The 26,340-nt window shown below is 69.3% G+C and carries 26 protein-coding genes; 14 read left to right on the top strand and 12 right to left on the bottom strand.

All coding sequences use genetic code 11. The features are described from left to right. The first annotated feature begins 19 nt into the window (after positions 1 to 19). Complete coding sequence (locus tag QSK34_RS14480; RefSeq protein ID WP_285584301.1) at positions 20 to 688, top strand: hypothetical protein; 669 nt, start codon at positions 20 to 22, stop codon at positions 686 to 688. Positions 689 to 703: 15 nt separating this feature from the next. Then, positions 704 to 1,084 carry a roadblock/LC7 domain-containing protein gene (locus QSK34_RS14475; RefSeq protein WP_285584299.1) on the top strand — a complete coding sequence of 127 codons (381 nt, stop codon included), beginning with the start codon at positions 704 to 706 and terminating at the stop codon, positions 1,082 to 1,084. 6 nt (positions 1,085 to 1,090) lie between these two features. Here the strand turns inward: QSK34_RS14475 and QSK34_RS14470 are convergent, their stop codons facing one another. Then, on the bottom strand, positions 1,091 to 1,960 hold the full coding sequence (locus QSK34_RS14470) for a DMT family transporter (RefSeq protein ID WP_285584278.1): 870 nt from the start codon (positions 1,958 to 1,960) through the stop codon (positions 1,091 to 1,093). A 93-nt stretch (positions 1,961 to 2,053) separates the two neighbouring features. Here QSK34_RS14470 and QSK34_RS14465 point away from each other — a divergent pair, with 93 nt between their 5' ends. Both QSK34_RS14465 and QSK34_RS14460 read left to right on the top strand, forming a co-directional pair. Next, positions 2,054 to 2,614: a winged helix-turn-helix domain-containing protein gene (locus QSK34_RS14465; protein ID WP_161480754.1), complete on the top strand. Its 561-nt coding sequence runs from the start codon at positions 2,054 to 2,056 to the stop codon at positions 2,612 to 2,614. After that, complete coding sequence (locus QSK34_RS14460; protein ID WP_285584270.1) at positions 2,611 to 3,453, top strand: SRPBCC family protein; 843 nt, start codon at positions 2,611 to 2,613, stop codon at positions 3,451 to 3,453. The genes QSK34_RS14465 and QSK34_RS14460 overlap by 4 nt, the downstream gene beginning before the upstream one ends. Here the strand turns inward: QSK34_RS14460 and QSK34_RS14455 are convergent. Further along, positions 3,383 to 5,143: a phosphatidylglycerol lysyltransferase domain-containing protein gene (locus QSK34_RS14455; RefSeq protein WP_285584268.1), complete on the bottom strand. Its 1,761-nt coding sequence runs from the start codon at positions 5,141 to 5,143 to the stop codon at positions 3,383 to 3,385. The two genes, QSK34_RS14460 and QSK34_RS14455, sit on opposite strands and share 71 nt — an antisense overlap. After that, positions 5,130 to 5,927, bottom strand: a complete 798-nt coding sequence (locus QSK34_RS14450; protein ID WP_285584266.1) for a rhomboid-like protein — start codon at positions 5,925 to 5,927, stop codon at positions 5,130 to 5,132. Before QSK34_RS14450 ends, QSK34_RS14455 begins: the two co-directional genes overlap by 14 nt. A gap of 243 nt (positions 5,928 to 6,170) precedes the next feature. Here QSK34_RS14450 and QSK34_RS14445 point away from each other — a divergent pair, with 243 nt between their 5' ends. Then, positions 6,171 to 6,671: an anthrone oxygenase family protein gene (locus QSK34_RS14445; RefSeq protein ID WP_285584264.1), complete on the top strand. Its 501-nt coding sequence runs from the start codon at positions 6,171 to 6,173 to the stop codon at positions 6,669 to 6,671. Between the two features lie 19 nt (positions 6,672 to 6,690). Next, complete coding sequence (locus QSK34_RS14440) at positions 6,691 to 6,912, top strand: RNA-binding S4 domain-containing protein (RefSeq protein WP_030452705.1); 222 nt, start codon at positions 6,691 to 6,693, stop codon at positions 6,910 to 6,912. Here the strand turns inward: QSK34_RS14440 and manA are convergent. The 8 genes from manA to QSK34_RS14400 form a co-directional block, all read right to left on the bottom strand. Next, complete coding sequence (gene manA, locus QSK34_RS14435; protein WP_285584261.1) at positions 6,909 to 7,994, bottom strand: mannose-6-phosphate isomerase, class I; 1,086 nt, start codon at positions 7,992 to 7,994, stop codon at positions 6,909 to 6,911. The genes QSK34_RS14440 and manA overlap by 4 nt on opposite strands. A gap of 51 nt (positions 7,995 to 8,045) precedes the next feature. Continuing rightward, positions 8,046 to 8,972 (bottom strand): ROK family protein, encoded by a 927-nt coding sequence (locus QSK34_RS14430; RefSeq protein ID WP_161480749.1) that lies wholly within the window; start codon positions 8,970 to 8,972, stop codon positions 8,046 to 8,048. Positions 8,973 to 8,983: 11 nt separating this feature from the next. Continuing rightward, positions 8,984 to 11,362 (bottom strand): glycoside hydrolase family 2 protein, encoded by a 2,379-nt coding sequence (locus tag QSK34_RS14425; RefSeq protein ID WP_285584258.1) that lies wholly within the window; start codon positions 11,360 to 11,362, stop codon positions 8,984 to 8,986. Continuing rightward, on the bottom strand, positions 11,344 to 12,126 hold the full coding sequence (locus tag QSK34_RS14420) for an ABC transporter ATP-binding protein (RefSeq protein WP_285584256.1): 783 nt from the start codon (positions 12,124 to 12,126) through the stop codon (positions 11,344 to 11,346). Before QSK34_RS14420 ends, QSK34_RS14425 begins: the two co-directional genes overlap by 19 nt. After that, entirely contained in the window at positions 12,126 to 13,070 is a 945-nt protein-coding gene (locus QSK34_RS14415) for an ABC transporter ATP-binding protein (protein ID WP_285584254.1), read from the bottom strand. Before QSK34_RS14415 ends, QSK34_RS14420 begins: the two co-directional genes overlap by 1 nt. Further along, a complete protein-coding gene (locus tag QSK34_RS14410) occupies positions 13,071 to 13,913 on the bottom strand; it encodes an ABC transporter permease (protein WP_285584251.1) in 843 nt (280 codons plus the stop codon). Next, a complete protein-coding gene (locus QSK34_RS14405; protein ID WP_285584249.1) occupies positions 13,910 to 14,905 on the bottom strand; it encodes an ABC transporter permease in 996 nt (331 codons plus the stop codon). Before QSK34_RS14405 ends, QSK34_RS14410 begins: the two co-directional genes overlap by 4 nt. Before the next feature lie 65 nt (positions 14,906 to 14,970). Next, positions 14,971 to 16,728, bottom strand: a complete 1,758-nt coding sequence (locus QSK34_RS14400) for an ABC transporter substrate-binding protein (protein WP_285584247.1) — start codon at positions 16,726 to 16,728, stop codon at positions 14,971 to 14,973. A gap of 216 nt (positions 16,729 to 16,944) precedes the next feature. Between QSK34_RS14400 and QSK34_RS14395 the strand changes: the two genes are divergently transcribed. The 3 genes from QSK34_RS14395 to QSK34_RS14385 all read left to right on the top strand — a co-directional run bounded on the left by QSK34_RS14395 (position 16,945) and on the right by QSK34_RS14385 (position 20,747). Further along, entirely contained in the window at positions 16,945 to 17,964 is a 1,020-nt protein-coding gene (locus QSK34_RS14395; RefSeq protein WP_161480742.1) for a LacI family DNA-binding transcriptional regulator, read from the top strand. A 71-nt stretch (positions 17,965 to 18,035) separates the two neighbouring features. Further along, positions 18,036 to 19,442 carry an LCP family protein gene (locus tag QSK34_RS14390; protein WP_285584245.1) on the top strand — a complete coding sequence of 469 codons (1,407 nt, stop codon included), beginning with the start codon at positions 18,036 to 18,038 and terminating at the stop codon, positions 19,440 to 19,442. Between the two features lie 30 nt (positions 19,443 to 19,472). Beyond that, positions 19,473 to 20,747, top strand: coding sequence for an LCP family glycopolymer transferase (locus QSK34_RS14385; RefSeq protein WP_285584241.1), 1,275 nt, complete (start codon positions 19,473 to 19,475; stop codon positions 20,745 to 20,747). A 19-nt stretch (positions 20,748 to 20,766) separates the two neighbouring features. Here QSK34_RS14385 and QSK34_RS14380 read toward each other — a convergent pair whose 3' ends face one another. Then, positions 20,767 to 21,366 carry a Uma2 family endonuclease gene (locus QSK34_RS14380; RefSeq protein WP_285584239.1) on the bottom strand — a complete coding sequence of 200 codons (600 nt, stop codon included), beginning with the start codon at positions 21,364 to 21,366 and terminating at the stop codon, positions 20,767 to 20,769. A 196-nt stretch (positions 21,367 to 21,562) separates the two neighbouring features. Here QSK34_RS14380 and QSK34_RS14375 point away from each other — a divergent pair, with 196 nt between their 5' ends. The 5 genes from QSK34_RS14375 (at position 21,563) to QSK34_RS14355 (ending at position 26,283) form a co-directional block, all read left to right on the top strand. Next, on the top strand, positions 21,563 to 22,645 hold the full coding sequence (locus QSK34_RS14375; RefSeq protein WP_285584237.1) for an ABC transporter substrate-binding protein: 1,083 nt from the start codon (positions 21,563 to 21,565) through the stop codon (positions 22,643 to 22,645). Beyond that, positions 22,642 to 23,427 (top strand): ABC transporter ATP-binding protein, encoded by a 786-nt coding sequence (locus QSK34_RS14370; RefSeq protein WP_502875470.1) that lies wholly within the window; start codon positions 22,642 to 22,644, stop codon positions 23,425 to 23,427. Before QSK34_RS14375 ends, QSK34_RS14370 begins: the two co-directional genes overlap by 4 nt. Further along, complete coding sequence (locus tag QSK34_RS14365) at positions 23,417 to 24,286, top strand: ABC transporter permease (protein WP_285584235.1); 870 nt, start codon at positions 23,417 to 23,419, stop codon at positions 24,284 to 24,286. The genes QSK34_RS14370 and QSK34_RS14365 overlap by 11 nt, the downstream gene beginning before the upstream one ends. Before the next feature lie 5 nt (positions 24,287 to 24,291). Then, positions 24,292 to 24,684 carry an RrF2 family transcriptional regulator gene (locus tag QSK34_RS14360; RefSeq protein WP_137247878.1) on the top strand — a complete coding sequence of 131 codons (393 nt, stop codon included), beginning with the start codon at positions 24,292 to 24,294 and terminating at the stop codon, positions 24,682 to 24,684. A gap of 78 nt (positions 24,685 to 24,762) precedes the next feature. Then, on the top strand, positions 24,763 to 26,283 hold the full coding sequence (locus QSK34_RS14355) for a serine/threonine-protein kinase (RefSeq protein ID WP_285584230.1): 1,521 nt from the start codon (positions 24,763 to 24,765) through the stop codon (positions 26,281 to 26,283). Positions 26,284 to 26,340: the final 57 nt, after the last annotated feature.

Raw genomic sequence — 26,340 nt, 5'->3', positions numbered from 1 at the left:
CCCCGTCGGTGTCGTTTCCATGCTCCGGTTGGGCGAGCCCGTCGACGGCTTTCACCTGCTGCGTGTCATGGGAAGTCCGGGCGGGATCGTGCACGTCCGCGACGGGCTGGTCGTCGCGGCGACCACACCGGCGTCTCCCGGACCGGAATCCCTGCTGATCCGCTCGGGGCGGGTGAGCGAGGCGGCCTGGAACGAGGCGTTCACGGCGGGCGCCCCCGACGACCGGCTCGCCGCCGAACTGGTCGGCCGGGGCAGCGTGGGGGAGGCCGGGCTGGAGGCCGTCTGCCTGTCCGCGGTGTTCGACGCGGTCTTCGCGATGGCCATGTTCGGCGTCGAGGACACCCAGCTTGAGCCGGTGGGCGACCACGACGTGCCGCCGCCTTTACCGGTCGTGCCGGGCATCGCCCGGGAACGGCTGGCCCGGGAGACGGCCCGCCGGCTGGCGATCACCGAAGAGTGGCGTGAGCTGGGCATCACGCCGTTCATCCGGCCCACGGCGGTGCAGCCGATCCGGCCGCCGACCATCGCGGCCGACCGCCTGCGTCACGAGATCCTCATCAAGGCCAACGGGCGGCGCACACCCCGCGACATCGCGTTCGCCCTCGGCCAGGGCCTGTTCGTGGTGCTCAAGGAGATCGCCGCCCTGGTCGGAGAGGGCCTGCTCACCACCACCCGAAGTAGCACGTGACGAAAGTAAAGAACCATGGCACAGAACGCCCTGAAGGCAGAACTGCACTCCCTGCGCGACCGCGTCACGGGGGTGATGGAGACGGCTGTCGCCACGGTTGACGGTCTGCTCGTCGTCGCCGACACCGACGGCGTCTCCCCCGAGAACGTCTCGGCCCTGTCGGCCGCGACCCTCGGTCTCGGCAAGCGCTTCGGCTACGAGGTGGGCCTCCACGAACTGCGCGAGGTGGTCATCCGCTGCCGGGGCGGCTTCATCGTCGTGTACGCGGTGGGCTCCATCGCGCTGCTCGCGGTCCTGGGCGACGAGGGCCTCGACGTGGCCCGGCTGCACGTCGAGTCACGCCCCACGGTCGAACGCCTGACCCACCTGCTCGCCGGCGAGCGGGCCCGCGCATAGAGATGATCAGGCCGTTCTCCGCCGGGAGACGGCCACACCGGCCAGGCAGAGCGCGCCGCCCGCCAGGGCCAGCCAGGTCGGGGTCTCCCCCAGGAGCACCCAGGCCATCACGATCACGATCGCCGGCACCACGTAGGTGGTGGCGCCCATCTTCCCCGCCGTCGTCCGCGCCAGGGCGTACGCCCAGGTCGTGAAGGCCAACGCCGTTGGGAAAACGCCGAGGTAGACCAGGTTCAGCGTGGCCGACAGCGGCGCGTCGGCGGCCTGGCCGATGAGCTGCCCGGCGAACGGCAGGCAGGTGACCGCGCCGATGAGGCAGCCGAAGGTGGTCACCTGGAGCGCGGAGGCGTGCCGCAGCGCGGGCTTCTGCACGATCGTCGCGATCGCCCAGGTCAGCGCGGCAACCACGCAGAGCGCCACGCCGAGCACCGAGGCCCCGCCGCCCTCCGACATGGAGTAGCCGACCACGACCGCGCCGGTGAACGACACGGCCATGCCGATGAGCAGGCGGCGCGGGAACCCCTCGCCGAGGAACAGCCCCGACAGCAGGGCGATGATGATCGGCCCGATGTTGACGACCATGGCGGCCGTGCCGGCGTCGACCTCCTGCTCGCCCCAGTTGAGGGCGATCATGTAGATCCCGAACCAGAGCACGCCGGAGACGGCGATCCCGGGCCAGGCCGCACGCGGCGGCAGCCCTTCGCGCCGGGCCAGCAGGATGACCAGAAGGGTCAGCGATCCGGCCAGCATCCGCCCGAGGGCGAGGGCTCCGGGGGAGTACGAGAGCACGGCGTGCCTGATGGCGACGAACGCGGACGCCCAGAGCACCACGGTCACCCCCGCGGCGATGAGCGCTTTGCGGTCGGTTTGTTCCACGGTGGGGACTTTAGGGGGACACCCGCTCGCTCCGCATCACGGTTTCGCGCCCTATTGACAAGGAAGTTTTTTACGTACAAACTTGTTTTTGCGATGAGAGACGTCCTGTACCTGGAACAGATCGAGCAGGCCGAGGCCCTGCTCAAGCCGCAGCGCATCGACGTGCTGCGGCAGCTCGCCGAGCCGCGCACCTGCGGCGAAGTGGGCGCGATCTTGGCGCAGACCCCGCAGCGGGTCTACTACCACGTGAAACGCCTGGTGGAGGCCGGGCTGGTCGAGCAGGTGTCCGAACGGAAGGTGCGCGGCATCTCCGAGGGCATCTACCAGGCCACCGCCCGCTCCTACTGGCTTTCACCCCGGCTCGTCGGCCACATCGGCCTGGGCCGGGCCCGCGACGAGCTGAGCCTGGGCCACCTCCTCGACCTGGTCGAAGAGGTCCAGGCCGACATCGCCGCACTCGACCGATCGGTCCCCGAGCTGCCGTCGATCGGCGTCTCGGGCGACATCCGCGTCCCGACGGAGCGACGGCCGGAGTTCCTGGCCGAGCTCCAGGAAACCCTGCAACGACTGTTCACGAAGTACGGCGGTGCTGAAGGCGACCCTTTCAAGCTCGTCGTGGCCTGTTACCCGAACCAGCAAGGAGAAGAGTCATGACCCAGTCCCCCATCACGGCCGTCCGGATCCAGGCCCCGCTCAAGACGGTGTTCCAGGCCCTGACCGACCCCGCCGAACTGCGCGTCTGGTTCGCCGAGCACGCCGAGGTCGACCTGCCCGAGCGGTACGACTTCTGGGGCCGCCACACCCTGGACGGCGACGCCCCCCACCAGCGTGTGCTGGAGGTCGCCGACGACCTGATCAAGTTCGCCTGGACGCTCGACGGCACCGAGACCACGACCGAGATCCGGCTCACCGAGACCGACGGGGAGACCGTGGTCGCGGTGGTCCAGTCCCACTTCGACCGCTCGCTCGTCTTCTCGGGCAGCCCGAGCCCGCTCGCCGCGCTGGAGACCTTCTGGGCGCTGGCGCTCGGCAACCTGGCCGACCACGTCGAGGGCCGCAGGCTCGGCCCGAAGGTCGACTACACGGCGAAGGTCGGCGCGTTCTCCGCCACGCTGGAGATCGACGCCCCGGCCGACCGCGTCTACACCGCGCTGACCGACTCCGCGCAGGCCACCGCGTGGTTCGGCTACCCGATCGAGATCGAGCCCGAGGTCGGCGGCCGGTTCGCGATGGGCGGCTTCGAGGCGGCCGGCGACTACGCGGCGAAGATCGTCACGCTGGAGCCGACCGCGTCGACGATCGACTGGGGCAACATGGTGACGAGCTGGGAGCTGGAGGGCTCCGGCGGCAAGACCACCCTGACGTTCGTGGCGAGCGGGTTCGACGCGGCCCAGCCCCCCTACGCCGGGTGGGCCGGCTGGCTCAGCGGCCTGGTCGAGCTGCGTCGCTACCTGGAGCAGCCGAACTGGCGGTCGGTGTTCGTGCAGAGCTGAGCATCCGGGGCAGCGTCGGCGGCTTGAAGAAGCCTTCGGCGATGGCCGAGGCGATGCCCACCCTGACGAGGTCGCGGGTGTCCCCGTACGCGAGGAAGCGGGGCACCCACTCGGGGTGATACTTCACGTTGGCCCGGTAGAGCGCTTCGAGCTGCCACCAGCGTGACAGGAACAACAAGGTGCGCCGCCAGGCCCGGATCACCGGGCCGGCGCCCATCCTCGCCCCCTCCTCGAAGGCCGACCGGAAGACCGCGAAGTTGAGCGAGACACGTTCGACCCCGAGCCAGCCGGCGTTCCTGACCAGCCCGGCGACCATGAACTCGACCAGGCCGTTCTCCGCCGTCCGGTCACGGCGCATCAGGTCGAGCGAGAGCCCCCGCTCGCCCCACGGCACGAACGACAACAGCGCCGCCTCGTCCCCGTCCCTGCTGAGGCTCTCGACCAGCACGCAGTTCGCGTCGAGCGGGTCGCCGAGACGGCCGAGGGCCATCGAGAACCCGCGTTCGGTCTCGGTGTCGCGCCAGGCGTCGGCGCGCCGGCTGATCAGCAGCATCTCCTCGGGGGCGATGTCACCGTGGCGGCGGACCCGGAGCTGGTAGCCGGCCCGTTCGACCCGGTTGGCCGCCTGGCGGACGCCACGCATCTCCCGGCCCTGCAGGCTGAACCTCTTGACCTCGATGACGGCCTCGTCGCCGAGTTCGAGCACCTTCAGGCCGGCCCGCTGGTAGGCCCTGGCCCCTTCGGCGCCGCAGCCGATGGCGGCCGGGGTCCAGCCGAACTCGCGGGCCTGGCCGATCCACGCCTTGATCGCGTGGTCCCACGCCTCGGGGTCGCCCAGCGGGTCGCCGCCCGCGAGGGTGACCCCGTTGACCACCCGGAACGACACCGCGGCCTTGCCGCTCGGCGAGAAGATGACGCTGCGATCGCGCCGGGTGGCGAAGTAGGCCAGCGAGTCGCGTTCACCCAGCAGCGCACGGAGCCGCTCCTCCTCGCCGGGCGCGAGCACGGCCCGCTGCCGCTGCGACCGGAACAGCACCCCGAACGCCACCAGCAGCGCGACGGCGCTCATCAGCCCGATCAGGAACGCGACCCAGGCCGGCGGATGGCCGTAGTCCTCGACCTCGATCACCCCGCCGAGCACCCGGCTGAGCACCCAGATCGCGCGGGCCGACCGCATCAGGTCGCCCGGGAAGAAGATCGTCAGCAGGAAGCCCACGACGTAGGACGCCCCGAGCAGCGCGATGAGCGTGGCCGTGGCCTTGCGGAACGACGCGGGTTGCGTCCTGGCGAAGAACTCAGCCCGCCCCCACCACAGATAGCCGATCAGGATCAGCGCGATCGCCCCGGAGACCAGCACCTCGCTGAGCAGCCGTCCTTGGTCGGGTATCTCCGCCATCGGCGCGATCGCCACCAGCGGCGTGGCTATCACGCTGAGCAGCACCGAGAACGCCAGCATCAGCACCAGCAACCGCCAGGCCACCCGCTTGCGCCGCGCCAGCGCCCCGGCGAGCAGCCCGAGGAACGCGGCGTAGGCCAGGTTGGGCGTCAGCGGGACGGCGAAGTCGTCGACCAGCGCGGTCAGCGGCCGTGCCATCTCGCGCAGCGGCGGCACGATGGCGATCGCCGCCGAGTAGACCGCCAGCACCGTCAACACGATGGACGCCACCCGCGGCACGTCACCCCGCGCCATCGTTTCCCCCCAAGACCGGCGACGAAGGGGACATACCCCATTTTCCCAGGTCAAAAGCGGGTGGTGTACGCGGCGGCGCCACCCTCAGGCAGATCAGCGCGGCCACCAGACCGCAGATCGTGGCCAGCAGATGCCCCAGGTCCCAGACGCTCCGGCTGATCACGATCGGCGCTCCGACCCCCAGCGTCAGCGTGATGACCCCGACGGCCCGCCACCGCCCCCGCATCAGGATCACGGCGGCCACCACCCCGGCGACCATGATGTAACTGACCCCGACGTCGGTGGAGACGGCCAGCCGCGCCGGTGCCAGCCCGTTGGTGATGGCGTGATACTCCACGAACGCCGTCAGCAGCGACCCGAACACGTGCCCGCAGAGCCCGATGACGATGATGCGCGGCGTCCCGTAGCGCTGCTCGGCCCAGGCGACGACGGTGGCGTACACGATCACGTAGAAGGCCAGGAACGCCCCCCGGTCCGAGACCCAGAGCGCGCTGTCCGCGAGCACCACGAGCGGATTGTCGGACAACCGCGCCAGATTGGTGCTCTGAAAGGTCGTCAGCACGTCGATCAGATCCGGCGGCCCCGTCCGCTGCAGAATCGTCGAACTCGTGAACACCACGACATAGGTGAACGTGGCGGGCGCCGAGAGCACCCACTGGTGCAGAAACCGCGTGTAGGGCGACCCGGCTTGAACGGCCCGCCGTGCTCGCGGCGACCACCGCGAAACCCCCCGGAGGAGATACCAGACCACCGTGACCAGCACGAACACCAAACAAAAGATCACGCGGCACCCCGGCTTCCCCCTGTGGTCGGAGACATGTCCAACCCCCAGTCGGATACGCGGGGACATCTCCCTTCTTTACCGTCTGACTTGGTCGTGAGGCCGGCCAGTCGTGGCTTGGCCGCGTCCGGGACCTGGACTGAGGAGCGCAGGAGAGCGAAGCGAACCGGAGCGACGAGGGAAGGCCCGGACTGAAGGCGGCCAAGCCCGCCGCGCCGGAGGCGCGGCCATCAGACAGGAGTTGTCATGTTCGTGCTCACCGTGATCGTCGCCGGGCTGGCGTTGCTGCTGATGGGGAACATCGCCGGGTTGTTCTACGCCTATTCGGTGTCGGTCATCCCGGGGCTCAACGCCTCGCGGGCCGATCACGCGGTCGCCGCGATGCAGCAGATCAACGTCAAGATCCTCAACCCGCTGTTCTTCGCCTCGTTCATCGGGGCGCCCCTGGTCGCGGCCCTCGCCGGGGTGCTGCTGCTGGGTTCGGGTCACCGCGGTGCGGCGCTGCTCTTCTTCGCGGCCACCGCCGTCTACGTGCTCGGCTCGTTCGTGCCGACGGCGATCGTGAACGTCCCGCTGAACAACGCGCTGCTCGCCGCGGGGGAGATCACCGATCCGGCGCGGGCCGCGCGGGTCTGGGCCGAGTTCGCGCCGAAGTGGGCGCCGTGGAACCACCTGCGCACCGTGGCGTGCTGCGTATCCCTGCTGCTGAGCGGCGCCGCCCTGTTCGTCTGGGCGGGCGACCGCTGACCCTCCCTATGCTGGGGAGGTGCGCGAGACCTTTGAACTGGATGACGAGTTCATCCCGCTCTGTGACCTGCTGAAATATCTGTCCATCGCGGAGAGCGGCGGCGAGGCCAAATACATGGTCGCCGAGGGCTACGTGCTGGTCGACGGCGAGGTCGAGCTGCGCAAGCGCTTCAAGGTCCGGCCCGGCCACGTGGTGAGCGGCGACGGCTTCGAGATCGAGGTCGTCGCCGCCGCACGCTAGCTCTGGCGCGGTTCGGCCACGAAGACGACGCCCTGGCCGGACACCTCGAAGGTGCCCGCCGAGGCGGCGTGGAAGGCCGAGTCGCCGGGGCGCAGCTTGGTCTCGCCGGCGAGCACGACCGTGCCCTCCACGCAGACCGCGATCCGGGGCACCCCGCCCGGGAGGGTGCGGCCCTCGCCGGGGACGAAGCGGCGCAGCTGGAACTCGGGGCAGTGGGGCAGGTAGAGGTCGCCGACGGGGGTGATCTCGGCGGGCTGCTCGTCGGGGTCGGTGATGCGCAGCAGCTCGTCGATGTCGATCGGCTTGGGCGTCAGCCCGGCCCGCAGCACGTTGTCGGAGCTGCCCATGATCTCGACGCCGAACCCGCTCAGGTAGGCGTGCAGCACCCCCGCGCCCAGGTAGATGGCCTGGCCGGGAGCCAGTTCGTGGTGCCGCATGAGCAGCGGCGCCAGCACGGCGGGGTCGGCCGGGTAGGTCTCCGCGAGGGTCGCCACCAGCGGGTGGCGCGACGCCCGCACCACGTCGGCGACCAGCGCGGGCCGCTCGTCGGCGGGCCATTCGAGCAGCACCCGCAGCGCGCCGAGCACGTCGCCGGCGGCAAGCCGGTCGGCCACCGGCTGAAGGGCGGGCAGTTCGAGAGCCGCCACCAGGGCCGCCGCCTCGGGGCCGGGCCGGAAACCGGCCAGCGCGGAGAACGGGGTCAGCGCGACGATCATCTCGGGCTTCGGCCACGGGTCGGAGTAGTTCCGGTCGCCCCGCGCGAACCCGTCGGCCGCCTGGTCGAGGGTGGGGTGGACCTGCATGGAGAGGGCGGCGTCGACCGCGATGAGCTTCATCAGGTAGGGCAGCCGCTCGCCGAACCGCTCGACGACCTCGGGCCCCAGCTCACCGGCGGGGTCGGCGGCGATGACCTCGTCGAGGGCGTGTTCGACGCCGTCCCGCGTCAACCGCGAGGGGCCGGACGGATGCGCCCCGAGCCACATCTCCGCCTCGGGGCCGGTCGCGGTACGGCCGGTCAACGCGGCGATGGCCGTGCGGGAACCCCATCCGTAGTCCTTGATCGGGTTGGTGAGCAGGTCCACGTTGTGTACGTCCTCGTGAGTCGGTGTGGTCGTCCTCCGGGGAACAGGATGTCACTCCCGTCCGAGTGCCAGGGCCGCCGCCCCGAGCAGCCCGGCGTCGCGGCCGAGGCTGGTCGGCTCGACCTTCAGGCGGCGGAGGAAACCGAGCCCGGCCTGGTCGGCCACCGCCCGCCGCAGCGGGGTCAGCAACGTCGTCCCGGCGGCGGCCACCCCGCCTCCGACGACCACGTTGTCCACGTCGAAGAGGGCCGCCGTCGTGAGGATCGCGGTGGCCAGCGCGCCCGCGGCCCGGTCGAACGCCTCCACGGCCACCGCGACGCCGCGTTTGGCGTCGGCGGCCAGCGCCTTGGCGTCGACCGGCCGCCCGGCCCAGAAGGTCGGCTCCACCGCCTGCTGCCAGCCGTTGGCCAGCGCCCACCGCACCATCGACGGCCCGGACGCGATCGTCTCCACGCACCCGACGGCCCCGCACCGGCACGGCTCCCAGCCCTCACCGGCCCGGATGTGCCCGATGTGCCCGGCGTTCCCGGTGGGCCCGAGGTGCGGCTGTCCCTCGAACACCAGCCCGCCGCCGATGCCGGTCGACACCACGATCCCGAGCAGCGCCCCGGCCGAGAACCGGCCCCGCCACCACTCGCCCAGCGCCATCAGCTGGCCGTCGCCGGCGAGGTGCACCGGCACCCCGGGCAGCAGCTGGGCCACCGTCTTGACCAGCGGGAAGTCCCGCCAGACCGAGATGTTGACCGGGCTCACCGTGCCCCGCACCGCGTCGAGCGGCCCGGCCGAGCCGATGCCGACGCCGGTCAGGCCCTCCTCGGAGATCAGCCCCGGGACGACGATGCGCGCCACGATGTCCTTCAGCGTGGCCGTGGGGTCGGGGCCGACCGGCATCTCCAGCTTGGCGGTGATCGCTCCCGTGGGTTCGACCGTCGCGGCGGCGAACTTCGTACCTCCGATGTCTATCGCCAAGACGGTCATGATTCCCCTGTCTATTCGTTGACGCAGCGGAGCACCGGATAGGCGGTCAGCGCCTCCGGGCCGAGATCCTTCCCGGTCACGACGAAGGTCGCGGTCTCGCCGGGGAGCAGGGTGACGAGCATGTCGTCGACGACCGCCGCCGGGTCGAGGCGGTCGGGGAACAGGGCCAGGTCGCGGACCAGGGTGCGGGCCGTGACCTCGACCCGTACACCATCGCTGATCTGCTCTGTCGTGACCTCGTAGGACGCCTGCGGCAGTTCGTCGGTGGGGAACCGGAGGGCCCGGAGGTCGCCGACGGAGGCGCTCACGAGCTCCTTCGACGGGTCGCCCGGCGCCATCGAGGCCGGCAGCGGGACGGTCATCGCCGACCGGGCCGCCAGGCGCACCGGGAAACGTTCCCGTGCCAGTTCCTCACCGTGCACAGTCAACCGGACGACAACCAGTTCTGTCTGCCATTCATCGGAGGTGTCGTTGACGACGGCGACGGTTTCCGGGTCCTGGAAGGTGACGAGACGGTCGGCGAAGCTGCGGCGGAGGGCGTACCAGAGCGGCTTCCTGCGGCCGTCGCCGTCGACGGCGGACCACGACGTGACGGGCCAGCAGTCGTTGAGCTGCCAGACGATCGTGCCCATGCAGTAGGGCATCAGCGAGCGGAAGCGTTCGACCCCGAAGGCCATCGCGTGGGCCTGGTTGAGCTGGGTGTAGTAGTGCCAGTCGTCGAAGTCGCGCGGTTGCGGCAGGTGGTCGCCGAGGCCGCGCAGCAGTTTCCCGTTGCCGTCGTGGGCCTTCTGGTGGTGCACGACGCCTCTGGACGTCGGCGTCAGCGGCTCGTCGGAGACGGCGCGGCGCAGCGTCGCCCACGCGGGCGGGCCCTGGAAGCCGAACTCGGCGACGAAGCGCGGCGTGTAGGTGCCGTAGAAGGTGTAGTCCTCGCGGTTCCAGACGGTCCAGATGTGGGTGGTGCCGCGCGACGGGTCGTTCGGCGGGGCGTCCGGGCTGCCCGAATAGGGGGAGCCCGGCCAGTAGGGACGTGTCGGGTCGAGGTCGGCGACGATCTTGGGGAGCAGGTCGAAGTAGAACCCGGCGCCCCAGCTACGGCCGTCGAGGGTGTCCTGCCAGCCCCAGTCGGCGTGCCCCTCGATGTTCTCGTTGTTGCCGCACCACAGGACGAGCGAGGGGTGGCTCGACAGGCGGGTGACCTGCTGGCGGGCCTCCGCCTCGACCTCGGCCCGGAACGGGCCCTCCTCGGGGTAGGCGGCGCAGGCGAACGGGAAGTCCTGCCAGACCAGCACGCCGAGGGCGTCGGCCTGGGCGTAGAAGTCCTCGCTCTCGTAGAGGCCGCCGCCCCACACCCGCAGCGTGTTCGCGCCGGTGTCCACAGCCTGGTGGAGACGTTCGGCGACCCGCTCCCGGGTGACCCGGTTGGGGAAGCAGTCGTCGGGGATCCAGTTGAAGCCCTTCATGAACACCGGCTGACCGTTCACGATCAACCGGAAGGCCTCGCGCTCCAGCGTCACCGACCGGAAGCCGATCTCCCGCGACCACACGCTGTCGCCGGCGGTCACGGTCAGCGTGTAGAGCGGCTGTTCGCCGTAACCGCGCGGCCACCACAGGTCGGGCTCGGGCACGGTCAGGGTGATGACGGCGGTGCGTTCGCCGGGCGCCAGGCGTACCCGGTCTTCGACCCCGGCGACGGACGCGGTCACGGTGAGCGGCGCCTGGGCGGCCCGGTCGACGGTGACGTGCACGCGGACCTTGCCATCGCGGCCGTCGAGGGTCACCAGCGGGCGGACCTCCGCGAGGCGGGCCGACGACCAGGTCTCCAGGTAGATGGGCCGCCAGATGCCCGAGGTGACCACGGTCGGGCCCCAGTCCCAGCCGAAGTTGCAGGCCATCTTCCGGATGAACTGGTAGGGCTCCTTGTAGGCGCCGGGCCGGTCGCCGAGCGCGGCCCGCTGCTTCTCGGCGTAGCCGTAGGGGGCCTCGAACAGCACCTTCAGCGTGTTCCTCCCCTCGCGCAGCAGGTGCCGGGCCGGGAAGCGGTAGACGCGGTGCTGGTTGGCGGTCTGGCCGATCTGGACGCCGTTGAGGATCACCGTCGCGGCCGTGTCGAGGCCCTCGCAGACGAGGTCGGCCCGCTGGTCGCCGGGGTCGGCCCAGTCGAAGGACGTCTCGTACGACCAGTCGGTGCGCCCGATCCACTTGAGCCGGTTCTCGTTGTCGTCGAGATAGGGGTCGGGGATGATCCCCGCGTCGAGCAGGTCGGTGTGCACGCATCCCGGCACCGTCGCCGGCAGTCCCGCCACGACCGGGCGGGGTTGCCCGGTCGACGAGACGGCCGTGACGGTCCATCCTTCGTGCAGCGTCCTGATCACGACGCGTCCTCCCATTTCGTGTGCAGTTGCGGCACCGACGCCAGCAGCTTCCTCGTATAAGCGTGCTCCGGCTGCTCGAAGACGGCGTCGGTGGGTCCGTACTCCACGATCCTTCCCTTGTGGAGCACGACCGTCCGCTCACTGATGTAGTTGCCCAGCGCCAGGTCATGGGTGATGAACAGCACCCCGAGGCCCCGCTGTTTGAGGTCGGCCAGCAGGTTCAGCACGTCGATGCGGGTGGACGCGTCGAGCATCGAGATGATCTCGTCGGCGACCAGGTACTCGATGTCGAGCAGCAGCGCCCGCGCGATCAGGAGGCGCTGGAGCTGGCCGCCGGACAACTGGTGGGGGAACTTGTTCAGCACCGCCCCCGGGCTGAGCCGGACGGCGTCGAGGGCGGCCTCGATCTTCGCGGTCCACTCCTTGTCGGGCACGCCCTTGAAGTAGACCTCGCGGATCATCGCGAAGACCCGGTCGGCCTTGAAGACCGGGTTGTAGGAGCTGAACGGGTCCTGGAAGACGCCCTGGACCTTGCGGTAGTAGTCGCGCCTGCCGATCCCGCGCACGTCGCGGCCGTCGATGGAGATCGTCCCGGACGTCGGCGGGAGCAGCCGGAGCACCATCTTGCCGATCGTGCTCTTGCCGCTGCCGCTCTCGCCGATCAGCGAGACCACCTCGCCCGGCTTGATCTCGAAACCGGCGTCGTCGACCGCCGTCATGGTCTGCCCGCCGAACGCGCCGATCCGGTAGACCTTGGTGACCCCGTCGAGTTTCAGCATCAGGCGGCCTTCCAGCAGGCGACGACGTGGTCCTTCTCGACCTCGACCGGCGGCGGGTCCTCGGCGCACTTCTCGAACGCCAGCGGGCAGCGGTCCCGGAACCGGCAGCCGGGCTCGGGCTTGAGCAGCGACGGCGGGTTCCCGGGGATGCCGGTGAGGCGCTTGTCGGCGTACCGCACCCCGACCTCGGGCAACGAGGAGATCAGCAGCTGGGTGTACGGGTGTTTCGGCGCGTTCACCACGGTCGAGGCGGGGGCCTTCTCGGCCAGCTTCCCGGCGTACATGACCATGATCGTGTCGGCGAGCTGGTTGGTCAGCGAGATGTCGTGGGTGATGAAGATCATCGACTTCACGAACCCGCGGTCGCGGAAGCCCTTCAGCGTGGTGACGACGGCCTTCTGCGTGGAGACGTCGAGGGCCGAGGTGATCTCGTCGGCGATCAGCAGCGACGGGTTGAGCAGGGTCGAGATGACCATGACCATGCGCTGCTTCATGCCGCCGGACAACTCGATCGGATACTTCCCCAGGACGTGTCTCGGCAGCTCGACGAGGTCGAGGCGGCTGTGCAGCTCGTCGAGGTCGAGCTTCTCCCGGCGCGATTCGAGCAGTTCCCGGACCATGCGGCCGATCTTGCGGGTCGGGTTCATCGCGCTCATCGAGTACTGCGGGATGAGCGAGACCTGCTTGAACCGGTAGGGGTTCATCCTGACGTCGTCGCCGATCGGAAGCACCTGGCCGTCGAGGGTGACGCTGCCGCCGACGTGTTTCATCCGGCCGTCGAGCCGGATCAGCGCCTTGCCGAGGGTGGTCTTGCCGCAGCCCGACTCCCCCGCGAGGCCCAGGATCTCGCCGTCGCGGAGGCCGAAGGAGACCCCGTCGAGGGCTTGGACGTCGCCCTTCAGGGTCCGGTAGTAGACCCTGAGGTCGTCCACTTCCAGGGTCATCTAGAGCTCCCTCAGCTTGGGGTTGAACACCTCGTCGAGGCCGACGTTGGCGACGTACAGGGCGCCGACGATGAGGGTGATGCCGGCCCCGGGTGGGACGAACCACCACCACAGGCCCAGGTGCATCGCGCTCCACTGGTGGGCCTGTTGCAGCATCAGGCCGAGGGAGACGGCGTCGGTCGGGCCGAGGCCGATGAAGTCGAGCGACGAGGCGATCAGGATCGAGCCGCCGAACAGCAGGATGAAGGTGAGCAGCAGGTAGGAGCTCATGTTCGGGGCGATCTCGCGCATGATGATGCGGCCCGACCCCACCCCGCTGAGCCGGGCCAGGTCGACGAAGTCGCGTCCGCGCAGCGAGAAGGTCTGGGCGCGGATCGACCGGGCCGCCCACGGCCACTGCGTCAGCCCGACGAACAGGGCCTGCATGCCGGCGCTCCGGACGCCGATGTAGGCGTTCAGGATGAACAGCACCGCCAGCGTCGGCAGCACCAGGACGATGTTGGTGAGCATGTTGAGGATCTCGTCGATCCAGCCGCCCTTGTAGCCCGCCAGGAACCCGACGACCATGCCGATGACCGCCGCGATGCCCCCGCCGAGCGCGCCGACCAGGAACGTGGTGCGCAGGCCGTGCACGAACTGGGCCCACAGGTCCTGCCCGAACGTGTTGGTGCCGAGCCAGTACTCCCCGCCGGGCGGCTGCATCTGCATGCCGACGTACTCGGTCGGGGGCTTGTCGATGAAGAACGGCCCGATCACGCCGATTCCCAGCAGAACCAGGATGATCCCGGCCCCGACCAGCAGCTTCGTGTTGCGGATCGCGAAGTAGAGCGCCTCCGTCTTCATGCCGCGGCACCCGCCATTCCGACTCGCGTACGGGGATCGACGATCACGTAGACCACGTCGATGATGAAGTTGGCGATCAGCACGCCCAGCACGATGAACAGGAAGGCGCCCTGGAGCAGGAAGAAGTCCTTGTTCTGGATGGCCGCCAGGATCAGCGACCCGAGGCCCGGATAGGAGAACACGATCTCCGTCACCAGCGCGCCCGCGACCAGCACACCGAGTTGCAGCGCCAGACCGGTGATCTGCGGCAGCACGGCGTTGCGGAACGCGTAGCGCCGGATGAGCTTCTGCGGGGCGCCCAGCGCCGACATGTAGTTGGCGTAGTCGGATTCGAGCTCGTAGATGATCACGTTGCGCATGCCGATCGCCCAGCCGCCCAGCGCGACCAGGAACAACGACGCGAACGGCAACAACCAGTGCCAGAACAGGTCGACGACGAACGCCCACGTCAACGAGGGCGTCATGGAGAAGCTGTAGCCGCCGGCCACCGGGAAGATGCCCCACACGACGCCGAATCCCCAGGCCATCAGGGCGGCCAGCCAGAGGTAGGGGGTGGCGGTCAGCACGTACGAGACCGGCAGGACCGTGTTGTCCAGCACCTTGCGGCGCGCGGCGAGCGCGCCGAGCCGGTTCCCGACCACCCAGCTCAGCAGGATCGAGGGGATGAGCAGCGCCAGCGAGTAGGGCACCGCCCGGGTGAGCAGGTCGGCGACCGGGGTCGGGAACGCCCACAGGCTGATCCCGAAGTCGCCGCGGAACAGGGACCCCCAGGAGTTCAGGTACTGCTGCCACCAGGGGAGGTCGAAGCCGAACAGGTTGTTGTAGTAGACACGCAGGGCTTCCTGGGCCTCCGGCTGCGCGACCCGCGCGCGGGCCAGCATGCTCGCGACCGGGTCACCCGGCATGAGGCGCGGCACCAGCCAGTTGACGGTCACGGCCATGAAGAAGGTCAGCCCGTAGATGAGCAGTTTCCTGCCGAAATAGCGACGCAAGAGGGGTTCTCCCTAGGGAGGCCCTCCCCGGCTTCGCAGCGCCGGGGAGGGCCGAGACGGGTTGACTAGGGAGCGACCGGCTGCAGCGCCGCGAGCGACTCGAAGCCGCCGAGTTCCAGCCAGTTACGCCACATCGTGGGCGCCGACTTGGGCGCACTGCCCTCGCTGGAGGGCCAGTTCTTCCACACGCTGCTGCTGACCTGCGACCAGAGGCCGTTGTACCAGAGCGGGATGACCGGCATCTCGTCGAGCATGATGCCCTCAAGCTGCGAGGCGACCTTCTTCATGCCCTCGATGTCGTCGGTCTTGGTGCCGTCGAGCTGCTGCACCAGCTTCCAGGCCTCCTCGTTCTCGTACCGGCCGAAGTTCACGGTGTTCTGCTGGTCCTGGACGGGGAGCTGGAAGACGTACTCGAAGTAGGTGTACGGCGAGTTCGAGAGCTGGCGCTCGTTGTTGATGACCAGGTCGAACTTGCCCGTGTTGCGGGCCTCGACGAGGGCGTTGTAGTCGGGGAACTCGGCCTCGACGTTGATGCCCGCGGCCTTGGCGCCGGTGGCGATGACCCGGATGGCCTCCATCCAGTCGGTCCATCCGGCCGGCACGATCAGCTTGAGCGCGATCGGCGAGCCGTCCTTGTTCTCGACCAGGCCGTCGCCGTTGCCGTCCTTGTAACCGGCGTCGGCGAGCATCTGCTTGGCCTTGGCGGTGTCGAAGGCGAAGCCCTTCTGGCCGACGACCGCCTGGTCGACGAACTGGTCCCACTGCGGCAGCAGGCCGGTCGGGCTGGCGGGCTTGACCAGGTTGCCGTACACGCCCTCGACGATCTTCTTCACGTCGACCGAGGTGGCCAGCGCCTTGCGGAACGCGGCGTCGTTGAGCGGCTTCTTGGTGGTGTTGGGCACCAGCCAGGCGGTGTTGGCCGAGAGCATGTAGGGCGGCTCGGGGTAGAACGTGCTGATGCCGAAGGGGCCCTTGACCAGGTTGGCCGCGCCCGGCAGGAAGTTGTTGGAGAGGTCGAGGCCCTTCTGCAGCAGCAGGCCCATCGCCACCTCGTTGGAGGAGTTGACGATGTCGACGATGTACTTCGGCTTCGGGTCGAGGTTGAGCTGCGCCTTGCCCCACCAGGTGTCGTTCTTCACCCACGCGACGCGGTCCTGGTCGTGGCTGTGGTACTTGTACGCGCCGGTGCCGACGGGGTTCTCGTTGATCCCGTCCAGCACGTCCTTCTCGGAGCGTCCCTCCCAGATGTGCTTGGGCACGATCGACCGGCTGTAGATGTTGAAGTCCCACTGCTGGTAGTTGGCCTTGGAGAAGGTGAACTTCACGGTCGAGGCGTCGGGAGCCTCGACGGCCGAGAGCCAGTTCCACAGGTTGTGGTAGGGGATCGTCTCCATCTTGCCGAGCTCGAAGGTGAACTTGACGTCCTCGGCGGTGAACGGCTTGCCGTCCGACCAGGTGATGTTCGGACGCAGCTTGACCTCGTACGTCGTGTCGTCGACCCACGCCCCGCTCGCGGCCAGCCACGGGGTGAGCTTCCCGGCGACCGGGTCGAAGTGGAACAGCGTCTCGTAGACCAGGCCCTTGGTGCCGGTCGCGGAGTCCCACTCACGGATGGGGTTGAAGTTCGCGGGCGGGCCCCACTGGGTGCCGCTCGTGTAGAGGGTCTCGTTCCGGGGGAAGGCGCCGCCTTCGGCGGCGGGAGCCGGCGCGGCTGGCGCCGACGCTCCCGGGGCCGGAGTGGGAGTGCCGCCACTCGTACACGCGGCGGCGAGTAAGCCCGCCGCCACGATGGGGATCAGAAACCGGGTAGCGCGGTTCCGCATCGTCTCTTCTCCTTGCATCCACACACCTGCTGGCCAACCCCGATGGGCCGGCCGGTGGGAGCCCCCGGCCGACGAGTTGGGAGCGCTCCCAAGGGACTCCCAATGCGTGATTCATGACTGAACCGGATAAGTACCGAGACCGTAAAATCCACATGACGGGGGTGTCAATAGGCTGATATACGCTGAACCAGTTAAGTCGCACGACGGGGTGGGTTCGTGAAAAGACCGACGATCTCTGATATCGCACGTCAGGCGGGGGTTTCCAAGGGTGCGGTGTCCTACGCCCTCAACGGGCAACCCGGTGTATCGGAGTCGACCCGGCGACGCATTCTTGCGATAGCCGATGAAATCGGGTGGCGACCGAACAGCGCCGCCCGCGCGCTGAACGGCGCCCGCGCCAACGCGATCGGCCTGGCGTTGTGCCGTCCGGCCCGCATCCTCGGCATGGAACCGTTCTTCATGGAGCTGATCAGCGGCCTGGAGGCCGAGTTGTCGGCGCGCGACTTCGCGCTCATGCTCCAGGTCGTCGGCGACCACGACGGCGAGATCGCCGTCCACCAGCGCTGGTGGGGCGAGGGCCGCATCGACGGCGCGTTCCTGGTCGACCTGCACGTCGACGACCCGCGTGTCCCGGTCATGGAGGAGCTCGGCATGCCGGTCGTCGTCATCGGCGACCCGTCGGGGGCGGGCTCGCTGGTGCCGGTCTGGTCCGACGAGGGCGCCCCGGTACGCGAGACCGTCGACTATCTGACCGCCCTCGGCCACCGCCGGATCGCCCGAATTGCGGGCCTGCCGAAACTCGTCCACACCACACTGCGCGACCGCGAGTTCGCCCGCGCCTGCGCCGGGCTCGACGACTGCCCGGTCGTGCACACCGACTACACGGGCGAGGAGGGCGCGCGGGCCACGCGGCGGCTGCTGTCGTCGCGGGTCAGGCCCACCGCGATCGTCTATGACAACGACATCATGGCCGTCGCCGGCCTCTCGGTCGCCCAGGAGATGGGCCTGGCCGTGCCCGCCGACCTGTCGATCGTGGCCTGGGACGACTCGCCCCTCTCTCAGGTCGTACGCCCCCCGCTGACCGCCCTGACCAGGGACATCCCGGCCTATGGGGCACACGCCGCGCGTATGCTGCTCGACCTGATCGACGGGTCGGAGCCCGGTTCGTTCGAAGACCGGGCGGCCAGTCTGAATCCTCGTGGAAGCACCGGACCGCCGGTTTCGGCCGGGCATTAGGGGATTCGTCGTTACACTTTGCAGCGGTGACCGGGGGGTGGCCCCGGATCGTTTCCCCCGGGGGTAGGGCGTTGAGTCAGGTCGACGTGCGTCCAAGGCTGGTTCCGCCGCCGCTGCCAGAACGGCCCCGCCGCCTGTGGGTCGCGTGGGTGCAGGTGCTGGTCGCGGCCGTGATGGGCGTCGTGGTGGGGGCGGCGAGCTTCGTGGTCACCGGCTACGTGAAGGTCACCACGAACGTCAAGCACGAGTCGGTCCCGACGTCCGACCTGGGCCACCGGCCCGACAAGATCAACCCGGCGCTGAACGTGCTCATCGTGGGCTCCGACCAGCGCAACGGCGCGAACGCCCGCTACGGCTCCTTCGCCGGAGAACGCACCGACACGATCATCCTGGCCCACATCTCCCCCAAGCGCGACGGCGCCACGTTGATCAGCTTCCCGCGCGACTCCCTCGTCCAGTTGCCGGCCTGCCCGGCCAGGAAGGGCTTCCCCGGCCAGAACGCCCACGTCGGCATGATCAACGAGTCGTTCAACTCGGGCGGCATCGGCTGCACGTGGAAGACGATCGAGACGCTCACCAAGATTCACATCGACCACTACGTGAAGGTCGACTTCACCGGCTTCAAGGCCATGGTCGACGCGCTGGGGGGCGTGCCGGTCTGCGTGCCGGAACCGGGGATCAAAGACAAGAAGGCCCTGCTCACCCTCGCGCCCGGCAAGCAGACCCTCAACGGGGAACAGAGCCTCGGGTACGTCCGCGCCCGCTACAGCCTCGGCGACGGCTCCGACATCGGCCGCATCCAGCGCCAGCAGATGTTCCTGGCCTCGATGGCGAAGAAGGCGATGAGCGGCGAGACCCTCACCAACCCCGGCGCGCTGCTGGCCCTGCTCGACGCCGTGACCAAGTCGATCACCACCGACCCCGAGCTGACCCCCTCGGTGCTGAAGGACCTGGCGCTCAGCGCCGAGGGCCTGAAGGCCGGGTCGATCCGCTTCATCACCACGCCGTGGCACTACTCGCTGACCAGCCCCGGCCGGGTCGAGTGGGTGCAGCCGCAGGCCAGGAGCCTGTTCACGATGGTCGCCAAAGACCAGCTCACCTCCAAGGTCGACACGGGCGAGCAGAAGATCCCCAAGAGCCAGATCCACGTGCTCGTGCAGAACGGCTCGGGCCGCTCGGGCCTGGCCACGAACGTGGCGGCGATCCTGGAGCAGCGCGGCTACCACATCCTCGGCGTGCAGGATGCGCCCAAGCCCTACGCGAAGACGTTCGTGAAATACACCCCGAACGGCCAGACGCGCGCGGCGCGGGTGTTCCGCGAACTGGTGAAGTCGACCACGTTCAACGTGCGGAACGGCACGACCCAGCAGGTCGTCCTGGTGCTCGGCGCCGACTACCAGGGCCTCAAGGAACCGAAGACCACGATCGAAGACGTCGAGGGCTTCGACGCGACCCACGACACCTGCACGACACGTTAAATTCGCATCGAACAGGGCATACGGGACGTCATGCGCGAAAACCGGAGCCTGCGCAGGGCGTTGGCCCTGACGCTCGCTTCGACGCTCCTGTGGGGAGTCGCGCACATCTGGACCGGCCGGGTGCGCACGGGCCTGGCCCTCGCGGCCCTGTGGCTGACCCTGCTGTCGGCCGCGGTGACGGTCCTCGGCAACGCGCCGACGCTGGCGCTGCGGCGGCTCGACGTCGTCGTCGCCGCCGGAGTGACACTGGCCGTCGCGTGGGCGGGCGTCATCATCTGGTCGTGGCTGGTGATCCGCCCCCGGCGGACCCGCTTCGGCCTCCCCCTGCTCGCCGTCGCCGGGCTCTGCGTGCTGGTGGCCGCGCCGCTGGGCTACGCGTCGCGGCTGGCGTACGTGTCGAACGAGGTCGTCAGCACGGTCTTCGTCGCCGACGACCCGGCCCCCGCGGTCGCGGCCCCCGTGGCGGCCGACCCCTGGGCGGGCCGGGAACGCCTGAACATCCTGCTCGTCGGCGCCGACGCGGCCAAGAACCGGCCCGGCGCCCGGACCGACAGCATGACGGTGGCGTCGGTCGACACCCGGACGGGGGAGTCGGTCCTGTTCTCGCTGCCGCGCAACCTGCAGAACGTGCCGGTCGACGGCTTCCCCCCGGCCGCTCTGCTGAACGAGGTCTTCCAGTGGGGCGAAGACCAGGGACGGTCCGGCGCCGACCTGCTGAAGTCGACGGTCGGCGACATCCTCGGCCTCGACGTCGACTACTACGCGATGGTCGACATGCGCGGCTTCGCCCAGATCATCAACGCCATGGGCGGCGTCACCGTCACGGTGCAGCACGACATCGTGTTCGGCGCCTACCGCGAGGGCCTCATCAAGGCCGGCACCCGGCGGCTGAACGGCACCGAGGCCCTGTGGTTCGGCCGCTCCCGCACCGACAGCGACGACTACCAGCGCATGGGCCGGCAGAAGTGCCTGCTGAACGCGGTGGCCGACCAGGCCGACCCGCTGAAGGTGCTGCGCGGCTTCGAACGCATCGCGGACGCGACCAAGCGCTACGTCTCGACCGACATCCCGCGCAGTCTGGTGCCCGATCTGATCGACCTGGCCCCGAAGGTCAAGGAGGCCGAGATCACCAGCCTCCAGTTCGTGCCGCCGCTGATCCGGACCGGAAACCCGGATTGGGACCTGATCAAAGAGAAGGTCGCCGAGGCCCTGGGCGAACGCACCCGCCCGGTGGCGGCCACCCCGGCCGCCAAGCCGAAGGCGAAAGCCGACAAGCCGATCGACCTCGACGACTCCTGCGCCTGAGATCCGGCGGTCGCCTTGTTCATGCCTCCAAGAGCACGGCCGGATCGAACTCGATCGGCACCGGCGTCTCCGACTTGAAGACGGCTCCGGCGAACACTCTTTCCAACCGGTGATAGGTCAGGTAGGCGGACGCCAGAGCGTATCGGGTGATGTTCACCGTCGGATGGGTGTCGACGATCCAGTATTCCTGCACTCCGGAAGCCGCATACTCGACGGCCTTCTCATATCGGTCGGTACGCTCGCTGCCACTGTTTCGGGAGATCACCTCGATCACCAGCTTGATGCTGTGCGGCGAATGGGCACGCTCGTCGTCTTCCAGCCCTTGGCGCACACTCGCCCAGTCAGCCACCGCTATGTCAGGTACTCGTAGACCTCTCACCGTGTACATGTCGACAGGACCGTTGACGTAGAGGTCAGCTCCGGCGGACTCGATGGCCGAATCCAGGATTCGCACGAGTTTCTTCCCGACATAGTCGTGGCGCATGCCAGGCCAGGGGGACATCACAATCCATCCGTTGACGAGTTCGTAGCGCGCGTCCCTTGGCATGCGATCCAGATCCGCGATCCCGTGAGGGCCGTGGTCGAGCGAGTATTCACGATCCTCGCGCCCCGCACCCACGTCCTTCACCTCCGATCGAGCGATCTCATGACAGCTATAAGGCTCACACGTCGTCCCTTCAGAGTCACAGTAAGTATATATACAACTCCTAGACGTTTGCATGATGTCCAAAAACCTACCGGGCTTGACGGGAATCTTGGATCGCTCTTTAATACTGCCTAACCCGACTTATTAAGTAGGAATCAGGGAGAAGCGTATGAAGGCTCGCAGGGTTCGCGGGGTAGTCGCCGCGCTGGCCGCGGTGATGGTCACCTCGCTCGCGGCCGCCTGCGGCGGGGGCGGTACGACCGCCGACGGGGGCGCCTCCGCTCCTGCCGGCGGGGCACCTGCGGAGAAGAGCGAGCTCCGGCTCGGGTTCTTCCCCAACATCACCCACTCGACCGCCCTCGTCGGCGTCGAGAAGGGCTACTTCACCAAGGCTCTGGGCGACAACGTCACCCTCAAGACGAGCACCTTCAACGCCGGTCCCGCCGCCATCGAGGCGGTCTTCTCGGGGGCCATCGACGCGACCTACATCGGCCCGAACCCCGCGATCAACGCGTGGGAGAAGTCGAAGGGTCAGGCGATCAAGATCGTGGCCGGGGCGGCGTCGGGGGGCGTCTACCTGGTCGTGAAGCCCGAGATCAACAGCATCGAGGACCTCAAGGGCAAGAAGGTCGCCACCCCGCAGCTCGGCAACACCCAGGACGTCGCGCTCCGCTACTACCTGGACGAGAAGGGCATCAAGACCGACACCAAGGGTGGCGGCGAGGTGTCGATCGTGCCGCAGGAGAACTCGCTGACCCTGCAGACCTTCGCCACCGGTGACATCGACGGCGCGTGGGTGCCCGAGCCCTTCGCCAGCCGCCTGATCCAGGAGAGCGGCGGCAAGGTCCTGATCGACGAGCGCGACCTGTGGCCGAACAAGCAGTTCGTGATCACCCACCTGATCGTCCGGCAGGAGTGGGCCAAGGAGCACCCCGACCTGGTCAAGAAGCTGATCGAGGGCCACGTCGAGTCGACCGCCTTCATCAACTCCGACCCGGCCGGCGCGGCCACGGCGGTCAACGCGCAGCTTGAGAAGCTGACCGGCAAGCCGCTCAAGCCCGAGGTGCTCGACGCGGCGCTGAAGAACATCACGTTCACCAACGACCCGATCGCCTCCTCGCTGGTCGGCAGCGCCGACCACGCCATCAAGGTGGGCCTGCTGAAGCCGCTCGACCTGAACGGCATCTACGACCTGACCACGCTCAACGGGATCCTGGCCGCCAAGGGCGAGACGGCGGTGAGCGACAAGTGACAGCTCCTACCCAGGAGCTCGGCCACGGCCGGATGGAGGGCCCCGTGCCCGCCGTCCGGCTGGACGCCGTCTCCAAGGTGTACGGCCGGGGCGCCACCAGCCTCCTCGCCCTCGACCAGGTCTCCCTGACGGCGGGGCAGGGCGAGTTCGTCTGTCTCCTCGGCGCGTCGGGGTGCGGCAAGAGCACCATGCTCAACCTCGTCGCGGGCCTCGACCGGCCGACCGCCGGGACCATCGAGACCGGCGGCAGGCAGATCGCCATGATGTTCCAGGAACCCGCCCTGTTCCCCTGGCTGACCGTCACGGGCAACGTCGAGCTGGCGCTGCGCAAGCTCGACCGCAGGAAGCGCAGGGAGCGGGCGGCCGAGCTCCTCGACGTCGTCCACCTCGGCGGCTTCGCCAAGAAGCGCCCCCACGAACTGTCCGGCGGCATGCGCCAGCGCGTCTCCCTCGCCCGCGCGCTCGCCCAGGAGGCCGACGTCCTGCTGATGGACGAACCGTTCGGCGCCCTCGACGCGATGACCCGCGACCTGCTGCACGACGAACTCGAGCGCATCTGGCGCGAGCGCAACCTCACGATCCTGTTCGTCACCCACAACGTCCGCGAGGCGGTCCGCCTCGGCGACCGGGTGGTTCTCCTGTCCAGCCGCCCGGGAACCGTGATCGAGGACTACACGGTGGAGCTCGAACGCCCGCGCCGCACCGAATCGCCCGAGGTCGCCAAGCTGGCCGGCGAGATCACGGTCCGGCTGAAGGAGGAGGTCAGCCGCCATGGCCGTTGACAGCCCCGAGAAGGTCAACGCGCAGATCGCCGGCCTCGACGCGCTCGAGATCCAGGTCAAGGCCAAGCGCAACATCCCGGCGGCGATCTGGGGCCGCCTGTGGCCCATGCTGCTGGCCATCTCGATCGTCCTGGTCATCTGGGAAGCGGTCGTCCTGGCCGAGTTCTGGCCCGAGTACGTCTTCGCCGGCCCGGTCACCGCCCTCGGCGAACTCGGGAACCGCCTGGGCGAGGCCGAGTTCTGGCACGCCGTCGCCACCACGATGCGCCGGGCCGTGTCGGGCTTCCTGCTGGCCATCGTGGTCGGCGTCGTCATCGGCGCGGCCGTCTCCCGGGTCAAGCTGCTCCGGGCGGCGTTCGGATCGCTGATCACCGGTCTCCAGACGATGCCGTCGATCGCCTGGTTCCCGCTCGCCATCCTGCTGTTCGGCCTCACCGAGAACGCGATCACCTTCGTGGTCGTGCTCGGCGCGGCGCCGTCCATCGCCAACGGCCTCATCACCGGCGTCGACTACACGCCGCCGATCCTGCTCCGAGCCGGTCACGTGCTCGGGCTGCGGCGGATCTCCCTCTATCGGCACCTGATCCTGCCCGCCTCGCTGCCGTCGTTCCTGGCGGGGCTGAAGCAGGGCTGGGCGTTCGCGTGGCGGTCGCTGATGGCGGGCGAGATCCTGGTGATCATCGCCAACCAGCCCTCACTGGGCGAGCAGCTCCACTACGCCCGAGAGCTGGCCGACTCGGCCCGCCTGCTGGCCACGATGATCATCATCCTGCTCATCGGCATCGTGGTCGACGTGCTCTTCGGCGCGGCGGACAACGCGCTGCGTCGCCGCTGGGGTCTGGACCAGCGGATCGGCTGACAGGCATGCGCCTGTCAGCACGCACCCATTACGCGCTCCGGGCGGCGGCCGAACTCGCGGCCGCCCCTCCGGGGCCCGTCCCGGCGGAACGCATCTCGACCGCCCAGCGCATCCCGCGCCGCTTCCTGGACAACATCCTGCTGCAACTGCGCCGCGCGGGACTGATCCACAGCCAGCGCGGCCCCGACGGCGGCTACTGGCTCGCCCGGCCCGCCGACCAGATCACCCTCGCCGAGGTCATCGTGGTGATCGAGGGGGTGCCGCAGGACAACGAGGCGTTCTTCGGCGCCTCCGAGCCGCTGGAGAAGGTCTGGGCGGCGCTGCGCGAGAACGAGACCCGCGTCCTCACCGGAGTGACCCTGGCCCACCTCGCCGGAGGGTCTTTGCCGACCCTGTGACACATACCTCACCTAAGCCCCATTAGTTGTGGAAGACTCCGACTCCTATAGAGGCCCGGGTGTGCAGAGGCAGGCTTTATGGGAAGTCCGGGGCAGCTCGTAGTCAAGCGGTACCGGCTCGTCCGGGCGCTCGGCCAGGGCAACACGGGCATCGTCTGGGAAGGCCACGACGACCTGCTCGACCGCCCGGTGGCCGTCCGTGAGGTGCTGCTCCCCGCCGGGTTGCGGGAGAGCCGCCTGACCGCCCTGCAGCAGCGCATCGCGCGGGAGTCGCGGCAGGCCGAGCGGCTGCGGCATCCCGGCATCGCCTCCGTCTTCGACGTCGCCGAAGAGGACGGCACGCTGTACGTCGTCATGGAGCTGGCCCGCTCCAGGTCGCTCGACGGGATCGTGGCGAGTGACGGGCCGCTGGAGGTGCCCAAGGCCGCGTACGTCGTCAGGACCGCCCTCGCCGCCCTCACGGTGGCCCACGCGGCCGGGGTCCGGCACGGCGACGTGCGGCCCGCGAACATCCTGGTCGGGCATGACGGCCGGGTGGTGCTGGCCGACTTCGGCGTGGGCGCGGTGGCGGCCGACCCGGTGTTCGCCAAGCGGGTGGGCGAGCGGTCGCCCGCCCACGGCGAGTCGTGGAGTTCGGCGCGGTCGGCGGCCGCGTTCCGGGCGCCGGAACGCACCGATCCCGACGCGCCGGTCAGGGAGACCGCCGACCTGTGGTCGCTGGGCGCCTCGCTCTATTTCGCGGTCACCGGCAAGCCGCCGGCGCTGCCGCAGGAGAAGCCGCGCACCCCCGCGAAGGACGTCGACGTGTCGGCCGCTCCCGAGGAACTGCGGCCGGTGCTCGCGGCGCTGCTGGCGCGCGACCCGAAGCGGCGTCCGTCCCATGAGACCGCCGACGAACTGCTCGCGGCGTTCGAGCCGCCGCCGGCCCCGCCCGCGCCGAAACCGGTGCGGGGCGGCACGCGCATGCGGTTCATCGCGGTCGGCGCGGCCGTCGTCGTCATCGCGGGCGCGGTCAGCGGGTGGGCGCTGTTACGTTCCGACTCGACGGTCATCACCACCCGCACCGCCGCGACCGGCCCGACCACCGCGCCCGTCGTGTTGCCCTCGCCGTCGCCCTCGCCTGTCGACACGCTGCGGTTCCGGCTGGTCCCCTACGACTCCCCGGCCGGCTGGCACGCCGTGGCGCCCCGCACGTGGAAGCGCACCGTCGGGGAGTACGCCGTCTGGTGGGTCGACCCCCGCAAGCGCGGCCACCTGTCGATAGAGGTGACGAACCAGGTCGGCACCGATCCGCTGGCCGCCCTCCACGAGGCCGAGGCGATCCTCTATCCCAACGTGGAGGCGTACACGAAGCTGCGCCTGAAGACCGTCGGGTCGAAGCTCGGGTCGGCGGCCGATTGGGAGTTCACCTGGCGCCAGGTTCGTAACGCGCGAGACACACACCTGGTGAAGGGGCAGACGTACCACCAATATCGGCGCGTCATCTCCACCGAAACCACCACAACGGTTCTCACGTGGACGACCACCGCCGCCGAATGGGACCGCATGCGGCCCACATTGCTCCGAGTCTTCCGGGCCTACTCGCCCACGCAGACCTGAAGATCCATGGCACACTGATTACGACAATCGTTTTCATCGTCGTGATCAGGGAGACCA

Source organism: Herbidospora sp. NBRC 101105, from assembly GCF_030269205.1.
Taxonomy (GTDB): Bacteria; Actinomycetota; Actinomycetes; order Streptosporangiales; family Streptosporangiaceae; genus Herbidospora; species Herbidospora solisilvae.
Note: the sequence above shows the minus strand (reverse complement) of the source record. Positions and strands in the feature narration are given on the sequence as shown.